The organism is Lysobacter sp. Soil_N_23 (assembly GCF_057656135.1).
On record NZ_JBDGKY010000009.1, the window covers coordinates 1 to 26,435 of the forward strand.

A 26,435-nucleotide genomic window follows, 5' to 3' on the forward strand; every position below is an offset into this window, starting at 1 on the left:
TTGGTAGCCTGCATGCGCAAGCTGCTGACCATCCTCAACGCGATGGTGCGCGACGGTGTCCGCTGGAACGCCCATCGCGAACAAACCGCTTGACGAGAAACACAGTTGCTCACTGCGTTCGGGACGACATGCAAAGCAAAAAAGCCGGGCAATGCCCGGCTTTTTCTTGCAGCAACCAGGCGCAGCCGTCAGCGGATTTCCGCGACCTCGATGCCGTCCATGCCCGCCGCCAGCGTCTTGGCGTCGCCGCCCTGGGCCAGCTTGATGCGCAGGCGCACCTCGTTCTGCGAGTCGGCGTAACGCAGCGCGTCCTCGTAGCTGATCTCGCCGGCCTGGTACAGCTCGAACAGGCTCTGGTCGAAGGTCTTCATGCCCAGCTGCACGGACTCCTTCATCACTTCCTTGATCTTGTGGATCTCGCCGTCGCGGATGTAGTCCTGCACCAGCGGCGTGCCGAGCAGGATTTCCATCGCCACGCGCCGGCCCTTGCCGTCCGGCGTCGGGATCAGCTGCTGCGCAACCACGCCCTTGAGGTTCAGCGACAGGTCCATCAGCAACTGCTGGCGACGGTCTTCCGGGAAGAAGTTGATGATGCGGTCCATCGCCTGGTTGGCGTTGTTGGCGTGCAGCGTGCACAGCACCAGGTGGCCGGTTTCGGCGAAGGCGATCGCGTGGTCCATGCCCTCGCGGGTACGCACCTCGCCGATCATGATCACGTCAGGTGCCTGGCGCAGGGTGTTCTTCAGCGCCGCGTCCCAGCTGTCGGTGTCGATGCCGACTTCGCGCTGGGTGATGATGCAGCCCTCGTGCTTGTGCACGAACTCGATCGGGTCCTCGATGGTGATGATGTGGCCGGTCGAGTTGAGGTTGCGGTAGCCGATCATGGCCGCCAGCGAGGTCGACTTGCCCGTACCGGTCGCACCGACGAAGATGATGATGCCGCGCTTGGTCATCGCCAGCGTCTTGATCACCGGCGGCAGGTTGAGCTCCTCGACCGTCGGGATCTTGGTCTCGATCCGGCGCAGCACCATGCCGACCTGGTTGCGCTGGTAGAAGCAGCTGACGCGGAAGCGGCCGACGCCGGCCACGCCGATGGCGAAGTTGCACTCGTGGGTCTTTTCGAACTCCTCGCGCTGCTGCGGCGTCATCACGTTGAGGACGAGGTCGCGGCTCTGCTGGGGCGTCAGCGGGTTCTGGGTGATCGGCGAGATCTTGCCGTGGACCTTCATCGACGGCGGCATGCCGGCGGTGATGAACAGGTCCGACGCCTTCTGGTGCGCCATCAGCTTGAGGAACGAGGTGAAATCGATGCTGCCGCCGGTGCTGCTGCTCATGCGTTACTCCAGTGCCGGCGGCCTGCCCGGCTCGCGCGGCGTGTGACTGACTAGACTGCCCTCACCCTGGCCGCCTGCGGCGGCCGTCCCCCTCCCGCAAGCGGGAGAGGGGGTGTCAAATCATTCGAAAAGACGCTTGTCCTTGGCGTACTCGCGCGCCTGCGGACGCAGGATCAGGCCGCGCTTGACCAGGTCTTGCAGGTGCTGGTCGAGCGTCATCATTCCGTATTGCTGGCCGGTCTGGATCGACGAGTACATCTGCGCGACCTTGTCCTCGCGGATCAGGTTTCGGATCGCCGGGATGCCGACCATGATTTCCCAGGCCGCGGTACGCCCGCCGCCGACCTTCTTCAGCAGCGCCTGCGAGATCACCGCGCGCAGCGACTCCGACAGCATCGAGCGCACCATCGGCTTTTCGCCGGCGGGGAACACGTCGATGATTCGGTCGACCGTCTTGGCCGCCGAGGAGGTGTGCAGGGTGCCGAACACCAGGTGGCCGGTTTCCGCGGCGGTCAACGCCAGGCGGATGGTTTCCAGGTCGCGCAACTCACCGACCAGAATGTAGTCGGGGTCTTCACGCAGGGCCGAGCGCAGTGCCTCGTTGAAGCCGTGCGTGTCGCGGTGCACCTCGCGCTGGTTGATCAGGCACTTCTGCGAGGTGTGGACGAATTCGATCGGGTCCTCGACCGAGAGGATGTGGCCGTATTCGTTCTTGTTGATGTGGTCGATCATCGCCGCCAGCGTGGTCGACTTGCCCGAGCCGGTCGGGCCGGTCACCAGGATCAGGCCCTGCGGCTGGTCGATCAGTTCGCGGAAGATCGGCGGGCAACCCAGGTCGTCCAGGGTCAGCACTTCCGAGGGAATGGTACGGAACACCGCACCGGCGCCGCGGTTCTGGTTGAAGGCGTTGACGCGGAAACGCGCCAGGCCGGGAATCTCGAAGGAGAAGTCGACCTCGAGGAACTCTTCGAAGTCGCGACGCTGCTTGTCCGACATGATGTCGTAGACCAGCGCGTGGACTTGCTTGTGGTCCAGGGCCGGGATGTTGATGCGGCGGACGTCGCCGTCGACCCGGATCATCGGAGGCAAGCCCGCGGACAGGTGCAGGTCGGATGCTTTGTTCTTTACCGAAAACGCCAGAAGTTCGGCGATATCCATGCGTGCTCCCCTGCACTGCCACTGGAAAAACAGACTTGAAGATCAGTACCTTGAACACAGGGCCTTCAGCGCCCCGTAGTGGATCCAAACTACCCCTGCGCCGCAGTATAGCCCCCTAACCTCGCCATCTTTCCAGCACTTTAGACAGGAATTGAGACGTGCGCGCCAGCGCCCTGCAGGACATGCAACTCAAGCTTGAGAACGCGGCGGCGGCGGCCGGACGGCCAGTGCCGCGGCTGCTTGCCGTCAGCAAGACCCAGGATGCGACGGCCGTCGCGGAACTGGCGGCCGCCGGGCAACGGGCCTTCGGCGAGAACTACGTCCAGGAGACCGCCGGCAAACAGCCGGCATTGGCCGGCCTGGGGCTGGAGTGGCACCTGATCGGCCATCTGCAGTCCAACAAGGCCAGGGAGGCAGCCACCCTGTTCGACTGGGTCCAGACCGTCGACCGGATCAAGCTGGTGACCGCCCTGGCCCAGCATCGGACGGCCGACCGGCCGGCGTTGAACGTGCTGATCCAGGTCAACATCGACGACGAGGCCAGCAAGCACGGCTGCCAGCCCGGCGACGTGCCCGCCCTGGCCGACGCCATCGCCGCCCAGCCGCGCCTGCGCCTGCGCGGGCTGATGGTCATTCCCACGCCGCACCCCGACCCCGAGCAGCGGCGCGGCGCGTTCCGGCGCACCCGCGAGTTGTTCGAAGCGTTGCGCGCGTCCCACCCGCAGGTCGACACGCTGTCGATGGGCATGAGCGACGACCATGCCATCGCCATCGCCGAAGGGGCGACGATGGTGCGCATCGGCACCTCGCTGTTCGGCGCGCGGCCGAGGCCGGCCTGAGGCCTTGCTATCCTCGACGACCGGCCCTGCCCGTCAGTAGACCTCTTCCCCTTACATGTCCCAGACCCAGTCCCCCTCGTCCTCCACCGGCACCATCGCCTTCATCGGGGGCGGCAACATGGCGCGCAGCCTGATCGGCGGCCTGATCGCACGCGGACAGGCGGCCGATGGCGTGCACGTGGCCGAGCCTGCCCAGTCCTTGCGCGAGGCTTTGGAGCGCGACTTCCACATCCACGGTTTCGACAACGCGACTGCAGCCGCAGCGGGAGCGGACGTATGGGTGCTGGCGGTCAAGCCGCAGGTGATGGCCAGCGTCTGCACCGAACTTGCCGGAATCGCACAGGCGCAGCGGCCGCTGGTGATCTCGATCGCCGCCGGCATCACCGCCGACCAGCTCGACGGCTGGCTCGGCGGCGGCCTGCCGGTGGTCCGGGCCATGCCCAACACGCCCGCCCTGCTTGGCGTCGGCATCACCGGCCTGTTCGCCAACGGCAACACCGATGGCCACCAGCGCGACCACGCCGCCGGCCTGCTCGACGCGGTCGGGCCGACGGTCTGGATCGACGAGGAAACCCGGATGGATGCGGTCACCGCCGTGTCCGGCAGCGGTCCGGCCTATGTATTCCTGCTCGCCGAAGCGATGCAGGCGGCCGGCATCGCCCAAGGGCTGGCGCCGGAGGCGGCGCGGGCCCTGGTCCAGCAGACGCTGTTGGGCGCAGCCACGATGCTGACGCGGCTCGACGAACCGGCCGACGTGTTGCGCGCCCGGGTGACTTCGCCCGGTGGCACGACCCAGGCTGCGATCGAAACCTTCGAAGCCGGCGGCTTCCGCGAGCTGGTCGCACGCGCGATTGCCGCTGCCACCGAACGCGGCCGGCAGCTGTCGGAAGCCAACCACTGATTGCCTGAGGAGATCCCGCATGCGCATCGCTCCCCTCTTCGTGCTGCTGGCGGCAGGCCTGACCGGTTGCGGCGGCAGCACACCACCGGCGGCCACGTCTGCCGCTCCCGCCAGCCAAGGTGAAGCGGTCAGCCGGGTCGGCGATGTGAGCATCCGCGCCAACGCCATGCAGACCTCGGCGCTGTTGCCGGCCGTGGCCAGCCAGTACGGCATCAGCCGCGCCGACAACACGGTGATGCTGCTGGTCGCGGTGCGCCAGGGGCCGGAGGCGCAGGAAGTCGCATTGCCGGCGCGTATCACTGCCACCGCCACCGACCTGCGCGGCCGCCGCCAGACGATCGAGATGCGCGAACTGCGCAGCGGGGAACTACTCGACTACATCGGCACGGTCGAGGCGACGCCGCCGGACACGCTGCGCTTCGATATGACGGTCGTACGCGAAAACGGGGCGACGTCGACGATGCAGTTCACGCGCGATTTCTATCCGCGCTGAGGCCTTTGTCATCCCGGCGGACGCCGGGACCCAGGCCGTCACGCCTCCAGCCCGAAGCCAAAGCCAAAGCCAAAGCCAAAGCCAAGATCCTTGCATCCCCGCCTGCGCGGGGATGACGGTTGGCGGCCCGTCATTCCCGCGCAGGCGGGAACCCAGCGTCGTTGCTTTTCGCTTGCCGAAGAGCGTGCAACGAATCACCAGAGCGTTGTCCGCAGGGGCGGGGAGTGCGGAGCAGCGGGACATGGATGTCCCGCGCCCCGCCTTCGGACAGGATGTCCGACGAAGGGGCGGAGCACTCCCCGCCCCTGCGGACAACGCCGCTCCGGAGCAAAGGCAACGTCAAGATGGATCCCGGCGTTGGCCGGGACGACGTGACATTGCTGATGGGCTACCGGCCTGGGTCCCGGCGTTCGCCGGGATGACGTGACATTGCTGATGGACTGCCGGCCTGGGTCCCGGCGTTCGCCGGGATGACGTGACATTGCTGATGGACTGCCGGCCTGGGTCCCGGCGTTCGCCGGGACGACGGTGAGGGGGCGGAAGGGCTACTGGCTTGGAGCGCGGCGTTCGCCGGGACGACGATCACGCCGCTCGCAACGACCAATCCCTGATGATCGCCGCGATCTCCCGCACCCCATCCGTCAACGCCGCCGGCCCCGGCTGCAGGATGATCGGCGACTTGATCTCGTGCAGCTCACCATCACGCACCGCCGGAATCGCATCCCACCCCGGCCGCGACGCCACTTTCTCCGGACGGAACTTCTTGCCGCACCACGACCCGAGGATGATGTCCGGCGCACGGCGCACCACCTCGCCCGCATCCTCCAGGATCCGCTGCTTCGCCAACGACTCGGCCGCACGCTCGGGAAAGATGTCATCGCCGCCGGCGATGCGTACCAGCTCGGCAACCCAGCGGATGCCCGTGATCGGCGGCTCGTCCCATTCCTCGAAGTACACTTTCGGCCGCCGCGGCAACGTCGCCGCCTCCGCCGCGATCGCCTCCAGCCCGCGCTGCAACTCGTCGGCATAAACATTGGCGCGATCGGCCACGCCGACCAGCGCGCCCAGCCTGCGGACGTAGTCGACGATGCCCTCGACGCTGCGATGGTTGCTGATCCACACCTCGACACCACGGCGGATCAGCTCACCGGCGATCTCGGCCTGGATGTCGGAAAAGCCGATGACGAAATCCGGCTCCAGCTTGAGTATCTCGCCGATCTTCGCGCTGGTGAACGCACTGACCTTGGGCTTCTCCCTGCGCGCAATCGACGGGCGCACGGTGAAACCGCTGATGCCGACGATGCGGTCCTGCTCGCCGAGGGCGTACAGGACCTCGGTCGGCTCCTCGGTGAGGCAGACGATGCGCTGCGGTCCTGCAGCCCTTAGAGACGCGGAACTCACGGATACAGCATCCGCTGGTGCCACTCGCCGGCGCGATCGAGCTCATAGCACTGCCGCTCGTGCAGGCGGAAGTTTGCGCCGTACCAGAACTCGATCAGCGACGGACGCACGCGCAGGCCGGTCCAGCGCGGCGGCCGTGGCACGTCGCGGCCTTCGAAGCGCTTCTCCACCTCGGCCAGCCGGGCCTCGAAGGTCTCGCGCGAATCCAGTGTCTCCGACTGCTTCGATGCCCAGGCACCAAGCTGGCTGCCGCGCGGGCGCAGCGCGAAGTAGGCATCGGCCTCGTCGTCGTTGACTATCTCGACAGCGCCTTCGATGCGCACCTGCACGCCCTCGCGGACGCGCGGCCAGTGGAACAGCAGGGCGGCGTGCGGGTTGGCCTGCAACTCGCGGCCCTTGCGTCCGTCCAGATGGGTGTAGAAGACGAATCCGCGCGCGTCGTGCGCCTTGAGCAACACGGTGCGGACCGATGGTCGCGCGTCAATGCCGGCGGTGGCCAGGTACATCGCGGTCGGGTCGGGTTCGCCGGCGTGGCCGGCCTCGGCGAACAGTTGCGCGAAGGTTGCGAGGGCGTCGTTGAGCAGGGCGGGGGTATCCATTGCGCTATTGTGGGCCGATGTCGCCACGGCTGCATCCTTCCGCTGCATTTTCCTCCGCAAGCATGCCCGCAAAAACGTCCCCCGGCTTCGACGCAGACCTGGTCGAAAAGGTGCTCCAGGATGCCCTGGCCCACGGCAGTCGCATCCACGCGCTCGCCGGTCTGCAGGGCTCGGGCAAATCGACGCTGGCCGCACAGGTCGCAACGCTTGCACGCGCTCGCGGCCTGCGCGTGGCGGTACTGTCGATCGATGATTTCTACCTCGGCCGGCGCGAGCGACAAAAGCTTGGACGCCAGGTCCACCCCTTGCTGGCCACGCGCGGACCACCCGGGACGCACGACCTGGACCTGGCCTGCGCGACGCTAGATGCGTTGCGCGAACGCCGACCGGTGCGGTTGCCCCGCTTCGACAAGCTTGCAGACACCCGGCTGCCACCGTCGCGTTGGCCGTCCGCGCGCGCAGTCGACCTGACCCTGTTCGAAGGCTGGTTCCTGAGGACGCCGGCTCAAACCGCGGAGGAACTGCGCGAGCCGATCAACGCGGTCGAACGCGACGAGGATCCAGACGGCAGCTGGCGCCGGTACTGCAACGAGGCGCTGGCACGCGACTATCCGCCGTTGTGGTCGCGACTGGACCGCCTGTTGTTCCTGCAGCCACCCGGCTTCGAACCTGTGCCGCAATGGCGCTGGCAGCAGGAGCAGTCGCTGCAGGCGCGAGCGAAAGCGCCCGCGCTGCGGACGATGGGCGCGGCCGACGTGCAGCGATTCGTGCAGTTGTTCGAACGGGTCAGCCGCCAGGCATTGCTGCGGCTTCCTGGCATCGCGCAATGGACGCTGACGCTGGACGCACAGCGGCGGCCAGTCATCGGGCCTGGCCCTGCCTGACGGCCCCGGACCGGTCACTGCACGACGAAGCTGACCCTCAGGTTGACCCGCCATTCGCTGATGTTGCCGGCATCGTCGGTGACCACCTTGATCTCGTTGACCCAGGCGCCCTTGATGTTCTTCACCGACTCGGCGCACTTCTTGAGCCCGACCTTGACCGCATCCTCCATGCTGGTGGTGGACGCGGCGTTGAGCTCGATGACCTTGACGACCGACATGGCGGTTCTCCCGGGTTCGACGGTGAGGGGAGCAACCGACCGTACGCCGCACCCCGTCAAGATCACGCGAGCACCAGGGCCGTCATGGCTGGCTACAATCGCCGCATGAACCCCGCCAGCAACCTCGTCCTGGTCGGCCCGATGGGCGCCGGCAAGTCGTGCATCGGCCGCATCCTCGCCGATCGCTTCGGCCTGCGCCTGGTCGACGTCGACCGCGAGATCGAGCAACGCGCCGGCACCAGCATCAACATGATCTTCGAATGCGAGGGCGAGGCCGGCTTCCGTGCGCGCGAGCGCAGCGTGCTGGCCGAACTGCTAGCCGAGGACGGCGTGGTGCTTTCGACCGGCGGCGGTGCGGTGCTCGATCCCGACAACCGCCGGCAATTGCGCGAGCGCGGTTTCGTCGTCCACCTGCACGTCAGCGTCGAGTGCCAGATCGAACGCCTGGCCCGCGACCGCAGTCGCCCGCTGCTCGCACGCGGCGACCGCGAGCAGGTGCTGCACGCCCTTGCCGCCGAGCGCGAACCGCTGTACGCGCAGGTCGCCGACCTGCGCCTGGACACCAACCACCACACCGCCACCGAAGTCGCCTCGCGACTGGTGCAGGAGCTGCAGTCGCATTGGCATCGCGGCGTCCCTGCCCCGGTCGACTCCGGCTTGCAGCGCGCGCACAGCAAGGAACCGACATGAGCACCATGCGCACCGTCAGGGTCGAAGGCGAATCGCTGTACGACATCAGCATCGGGCCGGGCCTGCTCGCCGACCCGGTACGGATCAGCCATGTGCTGCGCGGTCGCCACGCCCTCATCGTCAGCGACAGCAATGTCGCCCCGCTCTACGCCGACCGTGTCGAGCAGACCCTTCACGCAGCGCGCGCGGGCTTGCAGGTGGCGCGCTTTGTGATGCCGGCCGGCGAGCAGGAGAAGACGCTGTCGCGCTTCTGCCAGTGCCTGGATGCGCTGGCCGCGCTCGGCGCCACCCGCGATGCGACCGTGATCGCGCTGGGTGGCGGCGTGATCGGCGACCTCGCCGGCTTCGCTGCCGCCTGCTGGATGCGCGGCATCGACGTGATCCAGTTGCCGACGACGTTGCTGGCCATGGTCGACTCCTCGGTGGGCGGCAAGACCGGCGTCGATCTGGCGGCAGGCAAGAACCTCGTCGGCGCCTTCCACGCCCCGCGTGCGGTGATCGCCGACACCACCGTGTTGCGCACGCTGCCGCCGCGCGAGTTGTGCGCCGGCCTGGCCGAGGTGGTGAAGTACGGCGCGGTGTTCGGCGCCGATTTCCTCGGCTGGCTGGAATCGCACGCATCGGCGCTGGCGGCCGGCGACGACGTCGCGCTGACCGAGGCGATCGCCCGCTCGTGCCTGTACAAGGCCGAAGTGGTCTCGCGCGATCCCTACGAACATGGCGAACGCGCACTGCTCAACTTCGGCCACACCTTCGGCCACGCCATCGAGGCCGAGCAGGGCTACGCCGGCGCCGGCAGCCAGGCGCTGAACCACGGCGAAGCGGTCGCCGTCGGCATGGTCCTGGCGGCGCGGCTGTCGACCGCGCTGGGGCGTGCATCGGCGGCTGACGCACAGCGCCTGCAGGCGTTGCTGCAACGCCTCGGGCTGCCGACCACGATCCCGGCCGGGCTCGATCCGCAGGCCCTGCTGGCGCGCATGCGCCTGGACAAGAAGGCCGAAGCCGGCGGACTGCGCTTCATCCTGTGGGACCACGCCGGCCTGGCCAGCGTGGTCCGGGGCGTGCCGGACGATCTCGTGCTCGAGGTACTGCGCGCCGCCTGAGCGGCGACGCCGGGCACGTCTGCCCTGCTGCCGCTCCCGTACAATCCGGCCATGCGCCTGCTACTGCAACAACGGCCGGACGGCCGCGAAGCGCCACGCTTCGTACAACTGATGCTGCAGCCCGACCTGCTCGGCGGCTGGACTTTGGTGCGCGAGACCGGCCAGATCGGCGGCCGCAGCACGCTGCGGCGCGAGCAGTTCCTCGACCAGGCCAGCGCGCTGGAAGCGCTGGAGCAGGCGCGCGACCAGCAGCTCAAGCGCGGCTTCCAGCTGATGTTCGTACAGGGCGCCGACGCCCCGAAGTAACCCTTTGCCGCAACAGTCCGGTGCACGGGCGCCCGCGACGGGGTCGCCAGCCAGGTGCCTCCAGCGGCGATAATGCCGCCCCGCGTGACGCGATCACGCGCCTCCAGAACCATGCGCCCCCGCGCCCAGCGTTACCAAGGACCCGCAATGACCGCAGCCGCCACGCCCCCCAAGAACGACCGCTTCCTGCGCGCCCTGCGCCGCGAGCCAGTCGACGCGACCCCGGTGTGGCTGATGCGCCAGGCCGGCCGCTACCTGCCGGAGTACCGCGCCACCCGCGCCGCCGCCGGCAGCTTCCTGGCGATGGCCAAGAACCCCGAGCTGGCCTGCGAGGTCACCCTGCAACCGCTGCGTCGCTTCCCGCTGGACGCGGCGATCCTGTTCTCCGACATCCTGACCGTGCCCGACGCGATGGGCCTGGGCCTGTACTTCGTCGACGGCGAGGGCCCGAAGTTCGAGCGTCCGGTCCGCAGCCACGACGACATCGCCCGCCTCGCCGTGCCCGACATGGACCGCGAGCTGCGCTACGTCACCGACGCGGTGCGCACGATCCGTCGCGAACTGGACAATTCGGTCCCGCTGATCGGCTTCTCCGGCAGCCCCTGGACACTGGCCTGCTACATGGTCGAAGGCGGCGGCAGCGACAACTACTCCAAGGTGAAGTCGCTCGCGCTCAACGACCCGGCGGCGATGCACAAGCTGCTCGACGTGGTCACCGACTCGGTGATCGCCTACCTCGACGCGCAGCGCCTGGCCGGCGCGCAGGCACTGCAGGTGTTCGACACCTGGGGCGGCGTGCTGTCGCCGTCGATGTACCGCGAGTTCTCGCTGCGCTACCTCAAGCGCATCGCGCAGGAGCTGCCGCGTGGCGACGAGAAGACGCCGCTGATCCTGTTCGGCAAGGGCAATGGCGCCTACCTCGAAGAGCTTGCCGCCAGCGGCACCGAAGCGGTGGGCGTCGACTGGACGGTGGAACTGGGCGACGCCGCACGCCGCACCGGTGGCAAGGTCGCGCTGCAGGGCAACCTCGACCCGGTGACGCTGTACGCGCAGCCCGATGCGATCCGCCGCGAAGTCGGCCGCGCCCTCGACGACTACGCCGCCGGCAACGGCGGTTCGCGCGAAGGCCACGTCTTCAACCTGGGCCATGGCATGTCGCCGGACATGAGCCCGGACCACGTCGCCGCGCTGGTGGCGGCGGTGCACGAGCTGAGCGCGCGCTGAGAATCTCGACGGGGCCGATCTTGCCCCCAGGAGGGGCTGGCATGCCGAAGGGAGCTGACCCATCATGGGCACAGTCGCGGACACGAAGGGATGCAAGAGTGGGTGGAGAACGGGGGGGAATCTATTTCTTCGGGTTTCGGGTGAGCCCGAAGACTCCGCAGGCGCGTCTGATCGTTTACTCGTCCCTTGCACTCATTGTCGTCGCGATGCTCGTCCGCGGCTTTGACGCATCGAAGGAGTTCAGGGCACGCGCGGAGAGCATCGCCGGCTTCGACATGCCCGACGACATGCACTACACGTGGCGGAGCCGCGAGAGACAGCCGATAGCGAGTGAGGCGGTTCGGTTGGAGGAATATCGGCTCCCCGAAGCACTGGCACAGGACCTGATGCGGACCTGTGAGCAGCGAGGCGGCCAAGTGCTGGCTCGCGACGAGGTGCTGGCGAAGTTCCCGGAACTTGAACGCCATGTATCGGCGATGGCACCGGCGTGCGTACGCAGCACTGATAAACCCACTCGCGCCATCTCGATGCTCCAGGGCACCGACCTGTTGATCCGCATCCATCGCTACTGACCGCGTCGGTCCGGCCTGCAGTCCGATTGGTGGCCAAGGCTGCCCTCAGTGTGTTGCATCGACCGGCTGAAACCGCAGTCGGCAGCGGACCCGCCAGCCATCCGCACTAGGGCAACGTGAACTTGCGAGTGGCGCGCAACGGCCAGACCGAGGTGAAGCGCGCGCCACCCACGAGACGGTACGCGCTTGAAACACCCTTCACGACACCCAGGCGCTCCAGAACCTCTCTGGCGCGCCGAAACGACTGTCGCGGGTCGGCGGTCACCATGAAGAGATTGATCTCGTTCTTGCTGACGTCATAGCCATCGAGCTCGACTGTGTCGCCCAATGCCTGCTTCAACTCGCTCTCGATGGTCTCGAGGAAGGTTTCGTCCTCGAGTGACCTGCGCCAGAACTTGATGACCAACTGGTAATCCATTGCGCGATTGTAGGGACAATCCCGGATCGACGCCGACCGGGCCCGCATGCCTGAACCAGCGACACCTCCGGCCGGATTGGCGAGGCCTACGGCGTCGAGACGATCCCGCACATGCTCATGATCGGCAAGGACGGGCGCGTCGACAGCGTTCACCGGGGCTACTCCGAAGAGGACCTGGAGGATATCGCCGCCGATCTCAATCGCCTGATGACGGCCCGGGTTCCGGATGTCGCGACGGCGGATGCCGCAGGAGCGGCCAGTACCCCGGTTGCGGCTGGGTCGACGCGCTGACGGTGCGCCATCTCACGCCCGTGCCGATCAAATCGGATCGTCTATCGACCTGGCCAACTCGGTGAAGAGTTTCGGGCCGGTCTCGGTCATGTGCCAGCAGTCTTCCAGTCGGATGCCGAACTCGCCGGGGATGTAGATTCCCGGCTCGTCAGAAAAGCACATGCCCGGTGCCAGCGGAGTGGTGTCGCCATGCACGAGATAAGGCGGCTCGTGGCCGTCCAGGCCGATGCCGTGGCCGGTACGATGGGGTAGACCGGGTACGCGGTAGCCGGGGCCCCAGCCCTCCTTTTCGTAGTAGGCGCGCACGGCATCGTCGATGGCACCCACTGGCGTACCCAGCTTGGCGGTCGCCAACGCAAGCTCCTGGCCGCGCTTGACCGTATCCCAGACCTTTCGCTGCTTCGCGGTCGGCTGGCCCATGACCCAGGTGCGCGAGATATCCGATTGATAGCCATGCACGGTGCAGCCCACGTCCATCAGGATGACCGAGCCTTCGCGTAGGGTCTGCGGTTGGTTGGAGCCGTGCGGATAGGCGCTGGCCTCGTTCAGCAACACGAGGGCGAACCCCGGCACGCCGCCCAGGGCCACCGTGGCGGCATCCGTCATGGCGGCGATCTCGTCGGGGCGCATGCCGGGGCGTACGTTGCCATGGACGTGGCGCAGCGCCGCCAGAGTGACGTTGCTGGCGGCTTGCATCAGCGCGAGTTCGGCCGCGGACTTGATCAGCCGGACGGCTTTCACCAGGGCGTCGCCCGACACCACACGGTAAGCCCCGGCGCTTGCCTCGCGCACGCCATCGACGATGAACAGACGCGTAGTGGATTCGAACGCGATCGGACCGGAGCTGACACCGCGGTCGCGAAGGGCGCCAACCAGGAGAGCGAACGGGCTCTCATGCTCATTCCAGGGCCGCACTTCGCCGCGCACCGCCAAGGTCTCGCGGACCGAGGGTACTTCGAAGGCCGGGGTCACGACGACGATGTCGCCCCGTGCCGGAATCACGGCCGCCGTCGTACGCTCCGAGCGATGCCACTGGACCCCGGTGAAGTAATCCAGGCTCGAACCCGACTCCAGGATCAAGGCGCCGATCTTCTGGTCGACCATCAGCCGTTGCAGCTTGGCGATCCGCGCCAGGCGCTCCTCAACGGAAATCGGCTTGGCGCCGGTGGTCAAGGAGGTCAACCCGCCCCGCCCGGTGGTCGCAGCCTGAGCCGACCGGCCGATCAGAACGAAGGCAGTAGACGCTGCACCGGTGGCAGCTAAAGCCGCATTGAGGAAATCGCGACGACGCATGGAGGCTCCGGACCGATGAGGATCGGAGGCGGACGTTACCATCAGTCTGGTCGCCCCATCCGGTCTTACGACTGCTAACGGTTGAAACCACTGTCAGGAGCGGACGTTCGCATTTCGAAGGTCACCGCAGGATAGGCGAAAAGGTCGCCGGATCAAGCCGTACAAGTCGTACGGGCCACGGAGCGTTTCCCCCCAGCCCACCTACCATGAAGTACTCGGTCCCACCCCTCGTTTCAGTCTTGCACAATGCAAAGGCAACATCCTGCAGGCATTTGAATGACCTGACGCCAATCCGGGCACGACTGCGCAACTCTTCAATTTGCGGGTCGCTACTCACCGCAAGTTCGCAGTTCTTATGGCAGGTCACATCCTGCCAGTCCCCATCGCCGTTCTTGTGCTCGACAAGCCACCTGCCACCATCAAACCGAAGCCTGGAGATGAAATTGGCCGTATGGCCACCGCCCTTCTTTTCAATGGCGAATGTGATCTGGTCAGCAGCGCTGAATACCGGGGTTTCCTTGCGATGTTCGCAGCCTGTCGCCAGCAGGACGGACAGCGCAAAGATTGATGTCGAGGGAGCTTTCGCCTTCATACTTTGACCGCTGCCCTTCCTGCAGTTCACTTGACGACGACGTTAGTGCCCTGGGGCACCAGGTAGCACGCGGCTGCCGCCTTGCACGCTTCGGCCTGGATCTCGGCCAACTGGCGGGCAAGGTACAGCTCGGGCGACAGGCCCATCTTGTTGCGATAGGCGTTGTCGGCGTCCGCCTTGGCCTCCTGCTCCAGCTTGCGCTGCTGTTCGGCGATCGTGGCGGCCACCAGCGTCAGGTTGCGCTGCTGTTCGGCTGCCGTGTTGTTCATCTGCGCCAGCACGTTGTCATTCGGCTTGGCCTTGCCGAGGTTGACCGCCATCACTTCCACGCGAATGCCGGATGCCTTGACCAGCGCACGCAGTTGGTCGGTCACCTCCTGGTCGACCTTCTCGGCCGCCACGGGGTCGGACATCATCTGCGCCATCTTCTCCGACTTGACCGCCCTGCGGACGATCGAGTTGTAGGGTGACAGCACGTTGTTCGCCCACCACTGCGGACCGAAGCGCTTGAGCGTGTCGGCTGCATCGATGACGCGCAGCTGCACGCTGGTGTCAAAGTCGAGCAGGATGTTGTCCATCGACGACAGGTCCTGGAACGGTACGTGCAGGGTCTGCGGTGCGGTGGTGACGTAGATGACCTTGGTGGTCAGCCACGTGACGTCACGACCTTCCGTCAGCACCTCTGGCCGGATGCCCTCATGACCGAAGAGGTAGGGACGGTCCTGGTAGACGGCCACGTCACCGGGGTCTGGCTGGGCCACTGTGCAACCAACAGTGTGGACGGTCATGCACAGCGCGGTGGCGAGCATCATCAGGCGACGAGCAGAAGGCTTCACTTGGTTCCCCTGGAGGTTGTTGGTTGGTCCAGGCGAAAACCTCGATAGCCATGGACATCCCCAGCCCCGCTCCCCGCGGGTGCGCGCCCAGTATGCCGTTGAGGCGCCTTCCCAGCCAATTACAGCTTCTCGTCTGGCCGCTGTCGCCGCTATGGCCGTTGGATCCCTCGCCCCTGCACTGGCACTTTCCGCTCGCTGTCGCGATCGTCACGGCTCCTGGCCTCGCCGGATGGCGAAGATCCGGTCGGAATCTCCCGAACCTCCTTCTTCCGATCAGCGGATGGAAGGTGCCCTGGCGGTATCGAATCGCGCTTGGACGATCGGTAGTAGTGCTCGCTGGCGGCATGCCGGACCGCTGGCGGTGCGAAGGCCAGTGTGCAGTCCGCACTGGCGGGCTGACATTGCAGCAACATGGCGAGCGCGCCAAGGACAACGAGGGCTTTCATCTGGATCGATTCCGGCTGGAGCGCCTGAGCCTCGCAACTTTCCTGTCGACTCACTATCCGGATCCTGCTTTGGAAGCCTGCGGCGCAGTCCGGAGCCGGCGCGCGCGACGATCGCTCGTCCGTTCGTTCCGTCGTCGTGGCAAGGTTCGTGCCGCATCCTGTCTTCCGCTCGACGGCCGTTCAATACCAGCCTCGGCCATCGAGGCCGTGCACGCGAAGTTCATCACGGCAGGCAATGCTGAACTCGCGCAGGGGATTCATTGCTTCCTGGTCGATGATCTCCTTGACGTCGGAGAACCCCTTGTTGGGCGCCATGTACGTTTCGATGATCACGCGCACGACCTGATCGGCGTGCTCGACGATGCGCGGCGACGACAGCACGCGCATCCGGCTGACCAGGGCATAGAGGCTGATGAGGTTGGCGACCTCCGGGGCATCGTGCTCATAGGCATCTGCGTACCACTTCGATGCCTCTTCGATGAAGCATTTGTACAGATCTTCCAGCCTGTTCAAGTTGGCTGCCTGCTGCTGCGCGCGAAACTGCACCCGCTGCGACAGCCATGACGCCGCCAACGTCGTCAGGCCACCTATTGCCGAACCCGCCAGCGCTGCCAGGGCGGAGAGGGTTGCCGTATCCACAGTCATGGGCCTTCGAAGGCGTGCTGGACAGTGCATCCAGATTCCGCGGCGATGGCTCCGGCGTCAACTGTTGACCGGGTTCAGTCGTCCCGGTCGCATTGGCCGACTCGTCCTGCTCCGCCTTGCGGGCAGGACCAACATCGACTGCACCATCCTTCCAGATTGCATCCTCGACCGCCCAATAGCGCTCCGGATCGAGTCGCCATTCGGCGTACATCGAGGTCAGTTTGTAGCTGGTGCCGTCCATCGGATTGACATTGGCGGACCCCGGCGCATGCACGTGCAACTGGCCGTTGATGTGACCGGTGCGGCTGCCTGTGACCTGGGTGTGTTCTGCCGAAGGATCGCCGCGGCCAGCCGAGGCTTGGCCACCTTGTCGCCGTACTGCGCATATAGCGCCTCGCCCTCGCGCAGCGCGCGTTCGCGCTCTGCCGCGTTCAATGCCAGCCACATCTTTTCGCGCAACACGACGAAGCCCGGGTACATGCGTTCGGCGGCGAGATCGGCCCAGGCGTAAGCCAGTGCGGGGTCGCGCGCCACCGCCACGCCGTGCCAGTACATCAGGCTGATGCGGTGCTGCGAGTACTTGTCGGCATAGCGCGCGGCCTGGGTGAAGTGCCGCAGCGCATCACTCCAATGGCCATCGGCGGCGCTTTCGGCGCCGTACAGACGATACCGTTCGTTTGGGAAGTTGGACGACAATCGGGTGGCCTGATCCAGATCGGTGACACTCGTGCGATCGGTGGAAGCCACTACCGCCTCCGGCGGCATCTGCGTTGGTCCGGCGGCGCCTGCAGTTGCGAAGAGGAGCGGAGTCAGCAGTTCCATGGCGCGTCTCCTGTTGATGCGGTCCGCCCATCACACATGCGCTTCCGACCCAGGTGCATCGCGCGAATCTCTCCGTGCGGCCGGTTCCGGGCAGCCTACGACATTCGACTTTGCGCATTCTGCCGGCTTTCGTCGAGGAACTCGGCGCGAGCTGCGTAACGGTCGCCGGGACCGGCAGCACCTACGGTTCACGGTCACGCATCTTCGGCCTTCAAAAGGTGAACACCATGTGAGAGTTCATCCAGTCGCGCCGTGAGTGAAAGGCGTGTATTGATGCTCTCATCCCACTCTCGAAAGGGTGAACCGATGGTTGAAACTGACAGACAGGATGAAGCGGCCACGATGCTATCCGGTATGAACACGCCTCCCAGTCCAATCCGCATCGCGTTGATCGGCTACGGCTTTGCTGCGCGCACATTCCATGTGCCGCTGATTCAGGCGGTCGCGCGGCTGTCGGTGGAGCTGGTCGCCTCAAGCAGGCCCGAGCATGTGCGGGCCGACCTTCCAGGCGTGGAGGTCGAAGGAGATCCCATGCGGGCGGTCGTCGCCCCCGGCATTGATCTGGTGGTGATCGCCACACCCAACGACACGCACTTCCCGCTGGCTCAGGCTGCGCTGCGCGCGGGCAAGCACGTCGTCGTCGACAAGCCGATGACACCCAGCTTGTCGGAAGCATGCGAACTGCGAGCGACTGCGCAGGCGCACGGCCGACTCCTTTCGGTGTTTCACAACCGCCGCTGGGACAGCGATTTCCTTTCGGTGCGGCAGGTCATGCGCGAAGGCCTCATCGGCGAGGCCCGTCATTTCGAATCGCGCATCGAACGGTTCCGTCCGCAAGTGCGTGATCGTTGGCGCGAGCGAGCTGGGCCGGCGACAGGCCTGTGGTGGGATCTTGGACCTCACCTGGTGGATCAGGCGCTGACCCTGTTCGGATGGCCCGACAGCGTGCAGGCGAATCTCGCGCAACAGCGCAGTGGTGCCACGACGGACGACTGGGCCCACGTCGTGCTTGGTTTCGGTGCGACCAGAGCCGTCCTGCATGCCGGGATGCTCGCTGCGATCCCCGGACCGCGCCTGGTCGTGCATGGAACACGAGGATCCCTGGTCAAGGCGCAACCCGATCGCCAGGAGCAGCAACTGGTTGCGGGACTGCGACCGGGTGACCCGGAATGGGGTATCGATCCGGACCCCTTGCAATGGCGACGCGATGACGGTCCGATCCAGACGCGGGCCGCGGTCCCGGGTGACCAGTCCCGGTTTTATGTGGAACTCGCGGAGGCCATCGCGGGCGAGGGGCCAAATCCGGTTCCGCCGGAAGAGGCCATCCGGGTAATGGCCGTCATGGAAGCGGCGATGCGCTCGGCATTGGAGGGGCGTGCGGTTTCGCCAATTCCCCACGCGTGAATCTATCCGGGTGTGAAGCGGCACCGATTGGGGCGCGATCACCGGCCGGGTGCACCTGCCTGCCAGGCAGGCGCACCCTTTGCAACCATCACCGCGCGCGTGATGGTGCCGTCCTTCGACGGCCGACGCTACAACGAGGGCCCGGTCAGTACTTCTTCTCCAGGTTCAGCAACACACCGTGGTCGCTGTCGTTGTTGCTCTGGAACAGCCCCCTGTATTCCAGTCGCAGGCTGAAGGCACGCTCGGTCTGCAGCACCGCGCCGATGCCGAACACGAGGCGGTTCTGCTCCAGTCCCACCACGTTGGCCCGGTAGAACGGACCGGACAGCATGTCGGCGTAGCTGATCGTCGCGCTGCCGTCATCCTGGAAGTCGTGCTGGTACTCGATGCGGAATTGCGGCGCGATGGAACCGAACGTCGTCGGGAAGCGGTAGTCGACGCGCAGGCCCAGGCTGCCGGTGCTGGTATTCACGTCCTGGTCGGCATAGCGCAGCGCATGGATGTCGTCGCCGGTCTCGGTGTAACCGTCCAGCGTGCCGCGGGCCACGTCCCAGCGGGCGTACGGCGCAACCTGCAGACGGTCGCGACGCAGTTCCGCGCCGAGCGACAGCGAACCGAACCACTGCGTGCCGTCGCGCTCGCCAAGCACCTGCCCATCGTTGGCCGTGACATGGCGGCGCAGGTCGTAGGACAGCCACTGGTAGCCGAACAGTCCGTCGAGGAAGAACACCTCGCCCGGGTGGTAGCTGGCATACAGCGCCAGGCTGTAGCTGTCGGACTCGCTGCGGGTACCGTCGTGACCGACGTCGCTGTCGTCGCGGCCGTAACCGACGCCGCCGCCGATGGCGAAGGTGCGGTTCACGCGGTAGTCGGCACCGGCGCTGACACCGCTGGTCTCGAAGTCGAATCCACTGCTTGCGCTGGTGGCGTCGCGGTCGCCGCGGTTGATCGCACCGCCGGTCCAGATGCCGATCTGGCCGGCATCGCCGCTGCGGCCTTCGCCGTCGGTGGCCGAAGAGGCCTCCTGCGCTGCGGCTTCGTCGTTCAATGCCTGCTGTGCGCAGTCGCTGCCCGGCAGGCGGCGCGACTGGTCCTGGCAACGACGGTCCGCGGAGAAACTCAGGCCGTTGCGGAAACCGCCGCTGCCTTCGCCGCGATGCAGGTTCTCCAGGCGCTGCTGGAAGTTGCCGATCTGCGCGGTGGCGAAGCGGCGTGCGGCCGCGGCCTGTGCGGCCAGCAGGCCGCTGACTTCAGGATCGCGCGACGGATCGGGGCGCGACTGCACCTGCACTTCCACCGTACCCGGCGCCGAGGTGGCGAAGGCATTGGCCAGGGTGTAGCCGATCCGCGCCACGCCGGCGAAGTCCGCCGCGGGCGTGAACGTCAGGCGATAGCGGGCGCTGGCGCCGCTGCCGCTGGCGTCGATGCGGGCCGTGCCCGCCGCGACCGGCGTCACCGCCAGCAACGTGGCGGCGGTGAACGGGCCGCCGGTCGCATCGTCGGTCAGTTCCACCTGCACCGCCGTCGCAGCGATGGCATCCACGTGGTGCTCAGGTGCCATCGGCATCGGATTCACGGTGATGGTGACCGTCGCCGGTGCCGACATGCCGAACGCATTCGCCAGTGTGTACGTGAACGTGATGTCGCCATGCGCATCCGTGGGCGGCGTGAACGCCAGGTTCGTGCCCGTCACGACCACGGTGCCGACGCTGGGCGCCGTCGCCACGGCGAGCGCGTTGTATGGCCCACCGGTGGCGCCTGCGGTGGCGTCGATGGTCACGGTCTGGCCGGCCAGGACGGTGGCGGTCAGGTCCTGCACAGCCGGCACTGGCAGCGCGAGCACCGTGACGGTGACCGTTGCCGGTGTCGAAGTGCCACCCGGACCGCTGGCGACGTAGGTGAAGCGGTCAGTGCCGAAGAAGTCCGCGGTGGGCGTGTAGGTAACCGCCAACCCGCTGATCGACACGGTGCCGTGCGAAGGCGCCGCCTGCACGGCGATGCCGCCGATGACGCCGGTGTCGTTGTCGGCGACGTCGACGGTGACCGCCTGCCGCGCGGGCGTGGAGGCGCTGTCGTTCGCCGCCACCGGCACCGCATTGGTCACCACGATGGTCACCGTGCCGTCGGCGTGGAAGCCGTTGGCATCGGACGCGCGCAGCGTCAGCGGATAGCTGCCGGCGACCTGCGGCGTGCCGGCCAGGGTGCCGGCCAACGAAACCGAGACGCCCAACGGGATGACTCCCGACACCACCGAGAACGTGTACGGCCCCTGCCCTCCGCTGGCAGACAGCGCCGTGGTGAACGGCGTGCCCTGCACTGCGTTGACGGTACCCGGCGTGAACGTGATGGCCGGCGCCACGACGGTCAGCGAATAGGCCTGGTCGATGACGGCCGGCGTGCCTCCTGCGTTGTGGGTGGCGCGCAAGGTGAAGTTGAACGTGCCGGCCGTCGTCGGCGTGCCGCTCAGCACACCGGCACTGCTGAACGCAGCGCCCGGCGGCAGCGCGCCGGCCACCAGCGAATAGCTGTAAGGGCCGAGGCCGCCGCTTGCGGTGAAGGTCTGCGTGTACGGCATGCCGCCCGTGGCCTGCGGCAACGCACCCGCCGTCGGCATCATCGAGAGCACGGGGATGACGGTGACGGTGACCGTCGCCGGCGCCGACGTGCCGCCCGGACCGGTTGCGGTGTAGGTGAAGTTGTCGGTGCCGAAGTAGTTCGCGGTGGGCATGTAGGTGGCCGCCAACCCGCTGATCGAGACGGAGCCGTGCGAGGCCGCCGACTGCACCGAGACGCTGGTGATGGTGCCGGTGTCGTTGCCGGCGAGATCGATGGAAACCGACTGATTCACCAGCGTGCTCGCGCTGTCGTTCACCGCCACCGGTACCGCGTCGGCCACCTCGATGGTCACCGTGCGGTCGGAACTGAAACCGTTGGCATCGGACACGCGCAGCGTCAGTGGATAGCTGCCGGCAACCTGCGGCGTGCCGGCCAGAGTGCCGGCCGACGACACCGAGACGCCGATCGGGATGATCCCCGACACCACCGAGAACGTGTACGGCCCCTGCCCTCCGCTGGGAGTCAGCGTCGCGTTGAACGACGTGCCCCGCACGGCGTTGACGGTGCCCGGCGTGAACGTGATCGCCGGCGCCACGACAGTCAGGTCGTAGGCCTGGTCGAGGGTCGCCGGCGTGCCGCTCGTGCTGTCAGTGGTCCGCACGGTAAAGCTGTAATTGCCGGCCGCAATCGGCGTGCCGCTCAACACACCGGCACTGCTGAACGCCACGCCGGGCGGCAGCGCGCCTGTCACCAGCGAATAGCTGTAAGGGCCGAGGCCGCCGCTTGCGATGAAGGTCTGCGAGTACGGCTGGCCGCCCGTGGCCGGCGCCAGTACACCCTGGGCAGGCGTCATCGACAACGTCGGAACGGCGATGTTGAACGTGTACGCCTGGGAGGACGTCATGGCGTTCGAGTCGGTCGCCGTGATCGTCATGCTGTAGTTGCCGGCGGCGATGGCCGTGCCGGACAGCACACCCGCGCTGCTCAGCGAGATACCGGGCGGTAGCGCACCGGCGCTCAACGAGAAGGTGTAAGGAGCAATGCCGCGCGATGCGCTGACCATCTGCGAGTACGGCACGCCGACCGCCGGCGACGGCAACGTCGCCGGCGAAATCACCATCGTGGGCGCGGCAACCTGGAGCGTGTAGTTCTGCGTGACGGCGAACGGCGCTCCCGGCCCGGTGCTCTGGTCGACGGCGCGAATGCCGATCGGGTAACTGCCGGCCTGCGTCGGCGTGCCGCTCAGGGTGCCGGTGGAGGCAAGACTCACGCCGGGAGGCAGCGCGCCGCCGACAAGGGCGTAGGCATAGGGCCCGGTGCCGCCGCTCGCGGTGAGGGTCTGGCTGTACGGTGCCGCGTAGGCAGCCGTCAACGTGCCCGCAGCCGGTGCGAGCGAAAGCGTGGGCGCGCTGACGTTGAGCGTGACCAGCTTGTCGATCGGGTAGGGACCGGTTCCTGTGCTGCTGTCCGTGCCGCTGAAACCCAGGGTCGCGGTTCCGGCCTGCGTCGGCGTGCCCGACACGGTCACGGTGGTGGCAGTGATCCCGGTGACGCTCAGGCCGGGCGGCAAGCCCGTGGCGCTCATGCCCGTGTAGGGCGTCTTGCCACCGAAGATCGTGAAGACCTGGCTGTAGGCCTGGCCCACCTGCGCGGTGATGGGGCCGGCCGGCGTGATGCTGAAGGTCGGTGCCGACACCGTGACGGTGACCGTCGCCGGTGCCGAAGTACCCGCGGAATTGGTGGCCGTGTAAGTGAACGTGTCCGCTCCGCCGTAGCCCGATGTCGGCGTGTAGGTAAGGCCCAACCCCGACACCACCGCGATGCCATGGAGGGGGAGCGAACCCACGGCGATCGAGGTCGGCACGCCGCCGGTGATGTTCAGCGGGATCGGATTGCCGGTGCTGTTGTACCCCACGGTTGCCGCCACCGCGTTCGCGACCGGCGGCGCGTCGACCACCTGGAGCGCGTAGGCCTGGGTGCCGGTGTAGGTCCCGCCCGTGGTGCTGTCGCGCGCGGACACGGTGAAGGCGAACGTGCCCGACGCGGTGGGCGTGCCGTTCAACTGCGCCGTGCTGGCGTTCAACGACATGCCCGGCGGCAATGCGCCGGCGATGATCGAATAGGTGTAGGGCGCATTGCCACCGGTGGCGGTCGGCAACGCAACCGAATAGGCCACCCCGCGCTGGGCGTTCGCCAGGGATGCGGATGCGAGCGTGATCGTCGGTGCCGCGATGGTCACGGTGTACGCGCGGCTGCCGGTGAACCCGTCGTTGTCGGTGCCGACGACAGTGAAGTTGAAGGTGCCCGTCTGCGTCGGCGTACCGGTCACGTTGCCCGTGCCCGCGTTGAGCGCGAGGCCGGGTGGTGGCGCACCGGTCCAGGAAAGGGAATGCGGATTGGCGCCGCCCGTGGCGGTCAAGGTCTGGCTGTACGCCGCGCCGGCCGTGCCGTTGGCCAGCCCGACGGGACCGACGAGGATGACCGGCGCGGCGGTGATCTCCACCTGCACCGGCACATGCGCAGAGAAGTTGCCCAGGCCCGCGCTGCTGTCACGTACCTCGATGGCGAAGTTGTAGACGCCGACGGTGGTCGGCGTGCCCGACAGCACGTTGTTTGCCAGCGTCATGCCCGGCGGCAACGTGCCGGTGACCGGCCCGTTGGGCGTGGGATACGAGTACGGCCCGATACCGCCCGACGGCACGAAGGTGATGCTGGCCGCCCTGGTCACCACGCGTTGCGCCGACGCCGGCGTCAACATGATGATCGGGTCGGCGATGGTCAGCGTGTAGGACTGCGTCTTCGTGGCCAGCGTGCTGTCGGTGACGGTGAGCGAGAAGGTCACCGGACCACGCTGCTGCGGTACGCCGCTCAGCAGGCCACTGGCGCTGATGCCGAGGCCTGCGGGCAGGTTCGTCCCGGCCCACGTGTAGCCGCCACTGCCGCCGGAGGCGACGAACTGCTGGCTGAAACTCTGGGCCACGCGCATGCTCAGTCCGGCAGACGGCGCAATCACGATGGCCGACGTCGGCGCCTGGATGGTGACGTTGACCGTGACCTCGCCGCCGTCGCCGTCGTTGACGACGAACGTGTCGCTGGTCGCGCTGTCGCCGCCGTGCGAGTAGATGACGTCCTGGTTGCCCGGAACCATGGTGGCGGAACCGTGCTGCGGCGCCGTGGCGACGAAACCCAAGCCGCTGTCGAATGGACCATCGCAGGTCCCGATGCCCGGGACCGATGCGGAACCCGAGTGCGGCACCGTCATGGCGATCGGTGCCGGGCAATGCGTCGACGGCGCCGCGGCGGCGACGCCGGGCAATGCCAGCGACAGGCAGGAGGCCAGGAACAACAAGGCCCAGGACGTCGTGCGCGCGCGCACGGACAACGTGCGCGCACGCTGCGCGAATGGCTGCTGCATGTTTTCCCCTGATTTAGTCTGCGGACCCGCGGCTCGTGTTCCCCCGCCGCCAAGTCCGTCCAACGATCCAATGTTCCCGGCGCCGAGCCTTCCAAGGCCGCCGTCTTCGCTACCGGGCGATTGAATCAGGAAATACCGGGACGCGAAAGTGCTTACCCTGACACAGATTGGCGGTTCGCCCGACGGCGCCCATTGTCATGACCAGGGACTTGTGTTTGTCGCCGGGGCTCGGCGAGAGTAGCCTCCGCCGGCGCATGAGGCGCCGCGCATCACAGGGGGAACAATCGATGACCGAGGTATTCCTGGGGCAGATCATGCTCACCGGGTTTGGCTTCGCGCCGCGCGGATTCGCGGCGTGCAACGGCCAACTGCTGCCGATCAGCCAGAACCAGGCACTCTTTTCGCTGCTGGGCACCATGTATGGCGGCAACGGCACCACCAACTTCGCGCTGCCCAACCTGATGGGTCGCACGCCAGTGGGGTACGGCAGTTCCGCCGACGGTGGCTGGCAGCCCAGCCCCTATGCCCAGGGCGAGATCGGCGGCAGCGAGAACGTCACGCTCACCACCGCGCAGTTGCCTTCCCACAACCACCTGTCCACCGGTACCACGGCCACGGGCAACCTGCGCAACCCCACCAACGCCCTGTACGGCGTCGCGGGCGCCAACATCTACGCGCAGACGGGCGGCCCGCAGGTGGCGCTGAGTCCGACCTCCGTCGCACCTGTCGGTGGCAATCAGCCGCACGAGAACATGCAGCCGTACCGGACCATCAACTTCAACATCGCGCTGAGCGGCATCTTCCCGTCGCGCAGTTGATCCCGTGCCCGGCGCCCACGCGCCAGCACGCACTTTTCGGAGTCACTCCATGAGCACGCCTTATATCGGCGAAATCCGCATGTTCGGCTTCAGCCGCCTTCCCCAGGGTTGGCTGGCCTGCGACGGTTCGCTGCAACCCATTGCCGAATACGACACGTTGTTCGTCCTGCTGGGCACCACCTACGGTGGCGACGGCAACACCACGTTCGCGATGCCCGATCTTCGTGGCCAAGTGCCCGTACACCAGGGCAACGGCCAGGGCCTGTCCCCGCGCGTCATCGGTCAGAGCGGCGGCGCCGAATCCGTCACGCTGACGGCGCAACAGATCCCCCAGCACGGCCATGCCCTCGTCGCGACCACCGCCGCCGCTACCTCGACCAGCATCCCCGCGAACGGCGAACTGGGTCGCGTCAGCGCCGACACCATGTACATCACCGACACCACCGGCGCCAACTCGGCGTTGAGTTCGATCAACGCGACCTACGCATCGGGCGGAAACCAGCCCCACGACAACATCATGCCGACGCTGACGGTGCAGTTCTGCATCGCCTGGGCCGGCATCTACCCGACCCCGGGTTGAGCGAGGACACCATGACCCAACCTTACATCGGCGAAATTCAGCTGTTTGGCTTCAACTACGCGCCAGTCAACTGGGCCCAGTGCAACGGCACGCGGATTCCGATCCAGCAGAACACCGCACTGTTCGCCCTGTTGGGCACGCAGTACGGTGGCGATGGCAAGTCGTTCTTCATGCTGCCCAACTTCGCCAACCGCGCCGCCTGCGAACAGGGACAGGCACCCGGCCTGACACCCCGTGTCATCGGCGAGACGTTCGGCGAGAACAGCGTCACGCTGACGCAGTTGGAGATGCCGCAGCACATCCATCCGTTCACCCTGTACGCGCAGAATGATGCGACCAAGCGCTCGGACCAGCCCACGGCCAACGGCAATCTGGGCATCCCGCAGTCGACCACGAACCTGCCCTTCGTCCGCGACGCCGCGCCGAACGCCGGATTCGCCGCGACCAGCGTCCTGCCCAACGGCGGCAGCCAACCGCACGAGAACCGGCAGCCGTACCTGGCGGTGAACTTCTGCATCGCGTTGCAGGGCGTGTTCCCCAACTTCGGTTGACGCGCCGTGGCATCACCCGCATCGCGGCCCGGCTTCGCGCCGGGCC

At 67.0% G+C, this 26,435-nt stretch carries 26 protein-coding genes; 14 read left to right on the forward strand and 12 right to left on the reverse strand.

Translation table 11 applies throughout. The features are described from left to right. Positions 1 to 188: 188 nt before the first annotated feature. Positions 189 to 1,334 carry a PilT/PilU family type 4a pilus ATPase gene (locus AC3A3X_RS08505; protein ID WP_487582595.1) on the reverse strand — a complete coding sequence of 382 codons (1,146 nt, stop codon included), beginning with the start codon at positions 1,332 to 1,334 and terminating at the stop codon, positions 189 to 191. A 120-nt stretch (positions 1,335 to 1,454) separates the two neighbouring features. Further along, the gene (locus AC3A3X_RS08510; protein ID WP_386705023.1) at positions 1,455 to 2,492 is read right to left on the reverse strand and encodes a type IV pilus twitching motility protein PilT; all 1,038 of its coding nucleotides are present in this window, start codon (positions 2,490 to 2,492) and stop codon (positions 1,455 to 1,457) included. A 182-nt stretch (positions 2,493 to 2,674) separates the two neighbouring features. Between AC3A3X_RS08510 and AC3A3X_RS08515 the strand changes: the two genes are divergently transcribed. Genes AC3A3X_RS08515 through AC3A3X_RS08525 form a run of 3 tightly spaced genes read left to right on the forward strand, consistent with a single transcriptional unit; the run spans position 2,675 to position 4,725 of the window. Beyond that, positions 2,675 to 3,331, forward strand: coding sequence for a YggS family pyridoxal phosphate-dependent enzyme (locus AC3A3X_RS08515; protein WP_487582713.1), 657 nt, complete (start codon positions 2,675 to 2,677; stop codon positions 3,329 to 3,331). A 55-nt stretch (positions 3,332 to 3,386) separates the two neighbouring features. Beyond that, positions 3,387 to 4,232 (forward strand): pyrroline-5-carboxylate reductase, encoded by an 846-nt coding sequence (gene proC, locus AC3A3X_RS08520; protein WP_487582596.1) that lies wholly within the window; start codon positions 3,387 to 3,389, stop codon positions 4,230 to 4,232. 19 nt (positions 4,233 to 4,251) lie between these two features. Continuing rightward, complete coding sequence (locus AC3A3X_RS08525) at positions 4,252 to 4,725, forward strand: DUF4426 domain-containing protein (RefSeq protein WP_487582597.1); 474 nt, start codon at positions 4,252 to 4,254, stop codon at positions 4,723 to 4,725. A 582-nt stretch (positions 4,726 to 5,307) separates the two neighbouring features. Here the strand turns inward: AC3A3X_RS08525 and AC3A3X_RS08530 are convergent. Both AC3A3X_RS08530 and pdxH read right to left on the reverse strand, forming a co-directional pair. After that, on the reverse strand, positions 5,308 to 6,126 hold the full coding sequence (locus tag AC3A3X_RS08530) for a cobalamin-binding protein (protein WP_487582598.1): 819 nt from the start codon (positions 6,124 to 6,126) through the stop codon (positions 5,308 to 5,310). Further along, a complete protein-coding gene (gene pdxH, locus AC3A3X_RS08535) occupies positions 6,123 to 6,725 on the reverse strand; it encodes a pyridoxamine 5'-phosphate oxidase (protein ID WP_487582599.1) in 603 nt (200 codons plus the stop codon). The genes AC3A3X_RS08530 and pdxH overlap by 4 nt, the downstream gene beginning before the upstream one ends. 62 nt (positions 6,726 to 6,787) lie before the next feature. Between pdxH and AC3A3X_RS08540 the strand changes: the two genes are divergently transcribed. Continuing rightward, positions 6,788 to 7,609, forward strand: a complete 822-nt coding sequence (locus AC3A3X_RS08540; RefSeq protein WP_487582600.1) for a kinase — start codon at positions 6,788 to 6,790, stop codon at positions 7,607 to 7,609. Between the two features lie 14 nt (positions 7,610 to 7,623). Here AC3A3X_RS08540 and AC3A3X_RS08545 read toward each other — a convergent pair whose 3' ends face one another. After that, complete coding sequence (locus AC3A3X_RS08545) at positions 7,624 to 7,827, reverse strand: dodecin family protein (RefSeq protein ID WP_487582601.1); 204 nt, start codon at positions 7,825 to 7,827, stop codon at positions 7,624 to 7,626. Between the two features lie 105 nt (positions 7,828 to 7,932). Here AC3A3X_RS08545 and AC3A3X_RS08550 point away from each other — a divergent pair, with 105 nt between their 5' ends. The 5 genes from AC3A3X_RS08550 to AC3A3X_RS08570 all read left to right on the forward strand — a co-directional run bounded on the left by AC3A3X_RS08550 (position 7,933) and on the right by AC3A3X_RS08570 (position 11,722). Then, on the forward strand, positions 7,933 to 8,517 hold the full coding sequence (locus AC3A3X_RS08550; protein WP_487582602.1) for a shikimate kinase: 585 nt from the start codon (positions 7,933 to 7,935) through the stop codon (positions 8,515 to 8,517). Next, positions 8,514 to 9,620: a 3-dehydroquinate synthase gene (gene aroB, locus AC3A3X_RS08555; RefSeq protein WP_487582603.1), complete on the forward strand. Its 1,107-nt coding sequence runs from the start codon at positions 8,514 to 8,516 to the stop codon at positions 9,618 to 9,620. The genes AC3A3X_RS08550 and aroB overlap by 4 nt, the downstream gene beginning before the upstream one ends. Before the next feature lie 51 nt (positions 9,621 to 9,671). Beyond that, entirely contained in the window at positions 9,672 to 9,926 is a 255-nt protein-coding gene (locus AC3A3X_RS08560; RefSeq protein ID WP_200604265.1) for a WGR domain-containing protein, read from the forward strand. 147 nt (positions 9,927 to 10,073) lie between these two features. Next, complete coding sequence (gene hemE / locus AC3A3X_RS08565) at positions 10,074 to 11,150, forward strand: uroporphyrinogen decarboxylase (RefSeq protein WP_487582604.1); 1,077 nt, start codon at positions 10,074 to 10,076, stop codon at positions 11,148 to 11,150. Positions 11,151 to 11,290: 140 nt separating this feature from the next. Beyond that, complete coding sequence (locus AC3A3X_RS08570; protein ID WP_487582605.1) at positions 11,291 to 11,722, forward strand: hypothetical protein; 432 nt, start codon at positions 11,291 to 11,293, stop codon at positions 11,720 to 11,722. A gap of 106 nt (positions 11,723 to 11,828) precedes the next feature. Here the strand turns inward: AC3A3X_RS08570 and AC3A3X_RS08575 are convergent, their stop codons facing one another. After that, entirely contained in the window at positions 11,829 to 12,140 is a 312-nt protein-coding gene (locus tag AC3A3X_RS08575) for a hypothetical protein (protein WP_487582606.1), read from the reverse strand. Between the two features lie 111 nt (positions 12,141 to 12,251). Between AC3A3X_RS08575 and AC3A3X_RS08580 the strand changes: the two genes are divergently transcribed. Beyond that, a complete protein-coding gene (locus AC3A3X_RS08580; protein ID WP_487582607.1) occupies positions 12,252 to 12,431 on the forward strand; it encodes a hypothetical protein in 180 nt (59 codons plus the stop codon). Between the two features lie 27 nt (positions 12,432 to 12,458). Here AC3A3X_RS08580 and AC3A3X_RS08585 read toward each other — a convergent pair whose 3' ends face one another. The 5 genes from AC3A3X_RS08585 to AC3A3X_RS08605 form a co-directional block, all read right to left on the reverse strand. Next, a complete protein-coding gene (locus AC3A3X_RS08585) occupies positions 12,459 to 13,724 on the reverse strand; it encodes a M24 family metallopeptidase (RefSeq protein ID WP_487582608.1) in 1,266 nt (421 codons plus the stop codon). A 121-nt stretch (positions 13,725 to 13,845) separates the two neighbouring features. Further along, complete coding sequence (locus AC3A3X_RS08590) at positions 13,846 to 14,316, reverse strand: hypothetical protein (protein ID WP_487582609.1); 471 nt, start codon at positions 14,314 to 14,316, stop codon at positions 13,846 to 13,848. A 26-nt stretch (positions 14,317 to 14,342) separates the two neighbouring features. Then, positions 14,343 to 15,125 (reverse strand): SPFH domain-containing protein, encoded by a 783-nt coding sequence (locus AC3A3X_RS08595; RefSeq protein WP_487582714.1) that lies wholly within the window; start codon positions 15,123 to 15,125, stop codon positions 14,343 to 14,345. A gap of 653 nt (positions 15,126 to 15,778) precedes the next feature. Beyond that, complete coding sequence (locus tag AC3A3X_RS08600; RefSeq protein WP_487582610.1) at positions 15,779 to 16,243, reverse strand: hypothetical protein; 465 nt, start codon at positions 16,241 to 16,243, stop codon at positions 15,779 to 15,781. Between the two features lie 216 nt (positions 16,244 to 16,459). Then, positions 16,460 to 17,065 (reverse strand): hypothetical protein, encoded by a 606-nt coding sequence (locus tag AC3A3X_RS08605; protein ID WP_487582611.1) that lies wholly within the window; start codon positions 17,063 to 17,065, stop codon positions 16,460 to 16,462. A 306-nt stretch (positions 17,066 to 17,371) separates the two neighbouring features. Here AC3A3X_RS08605 and AC3A3X_RS08610 point away from each other — a divergent pair, with 306 nt between their 5' ends. Further along, entirely contained in the window at positions 17,372 to 18,469 is a 1,098-nt protein-coding gene (locus tag AC3A3X_RS08610) for an oxidoreductase (protein ID WP_487582612.1), read from the forward strand. A 145-nt stretch (positions 18,470 to 18,614) separates the two neighbouring features. Here AC3A3X_RS08610 and AC3A3X_RS08615 read toward each other — a convergent pair whose 3' ends face one another. Further along, complete coding sequence (locus AC3A3X_RS08615) at positions 18,615 to 24,440, reverse strand: putative Ig domain-containing protein (RefSeq protein WP_487582613.1); 5,826 nt, start codon at positions 24,438 to 24,440, stop codon at positions 18,615 to 18,617. A 287-nt stretch (positions 24,441 to 24,727) separates the two neighbouring features. Between AC3A3X_RS08615 and AC3A3X_RS08620 the strand changes: the two genes are divergently transcribed. From AC3A3X_RS08620 to AC3A3X_RS08630, 3 genes are read left to right on the forward strand one after another with little or no spacing between them, the layout of a single operon-like run. After that, on the forward strand, positions 24,728 to 25,258 hold the full coding sequence (locus AC3A3X_RS08620) for a phage tail protein (RefSeq protein WP_487582614.1): 531 nt from the start codon (positions 24,728 to 24,730) through the stop codon (positions 25,256 to 25,258). Positions 25,259 to 25,307: 49 nt separating this feature from the next. Beyond that, positions 25,308 to 25,838 carry a phage tail protein gene (locus AC3A3X_RS08625; RefSeq protein WP_487582615.1) on the forward strand — a complete coding sequence of 177 codons (531 nt, stop codon included), beginning with the start codon at positions 25,308 to 25,310 and terminating at the stop codon, positions 25,836 to 25,838. Between the two features lie 11 nt (positions 25,839 to 25,849). After that, the gene (locus tag AC3A3X_RS08630) at positions 25,850 to 26,389 is read left to right on the forward strand and encodes a phage tail protein (RefSeq protein WP_487582616.1); all 540 of its coding nucleotides are present in this window, start codon (positions 25,850 to 25,852) and stop codon (positions 26,387 to 26,389) included. The last annotated feature ends 46 nt before the right edge of the window (positions 26,390 to 26,435 follow it).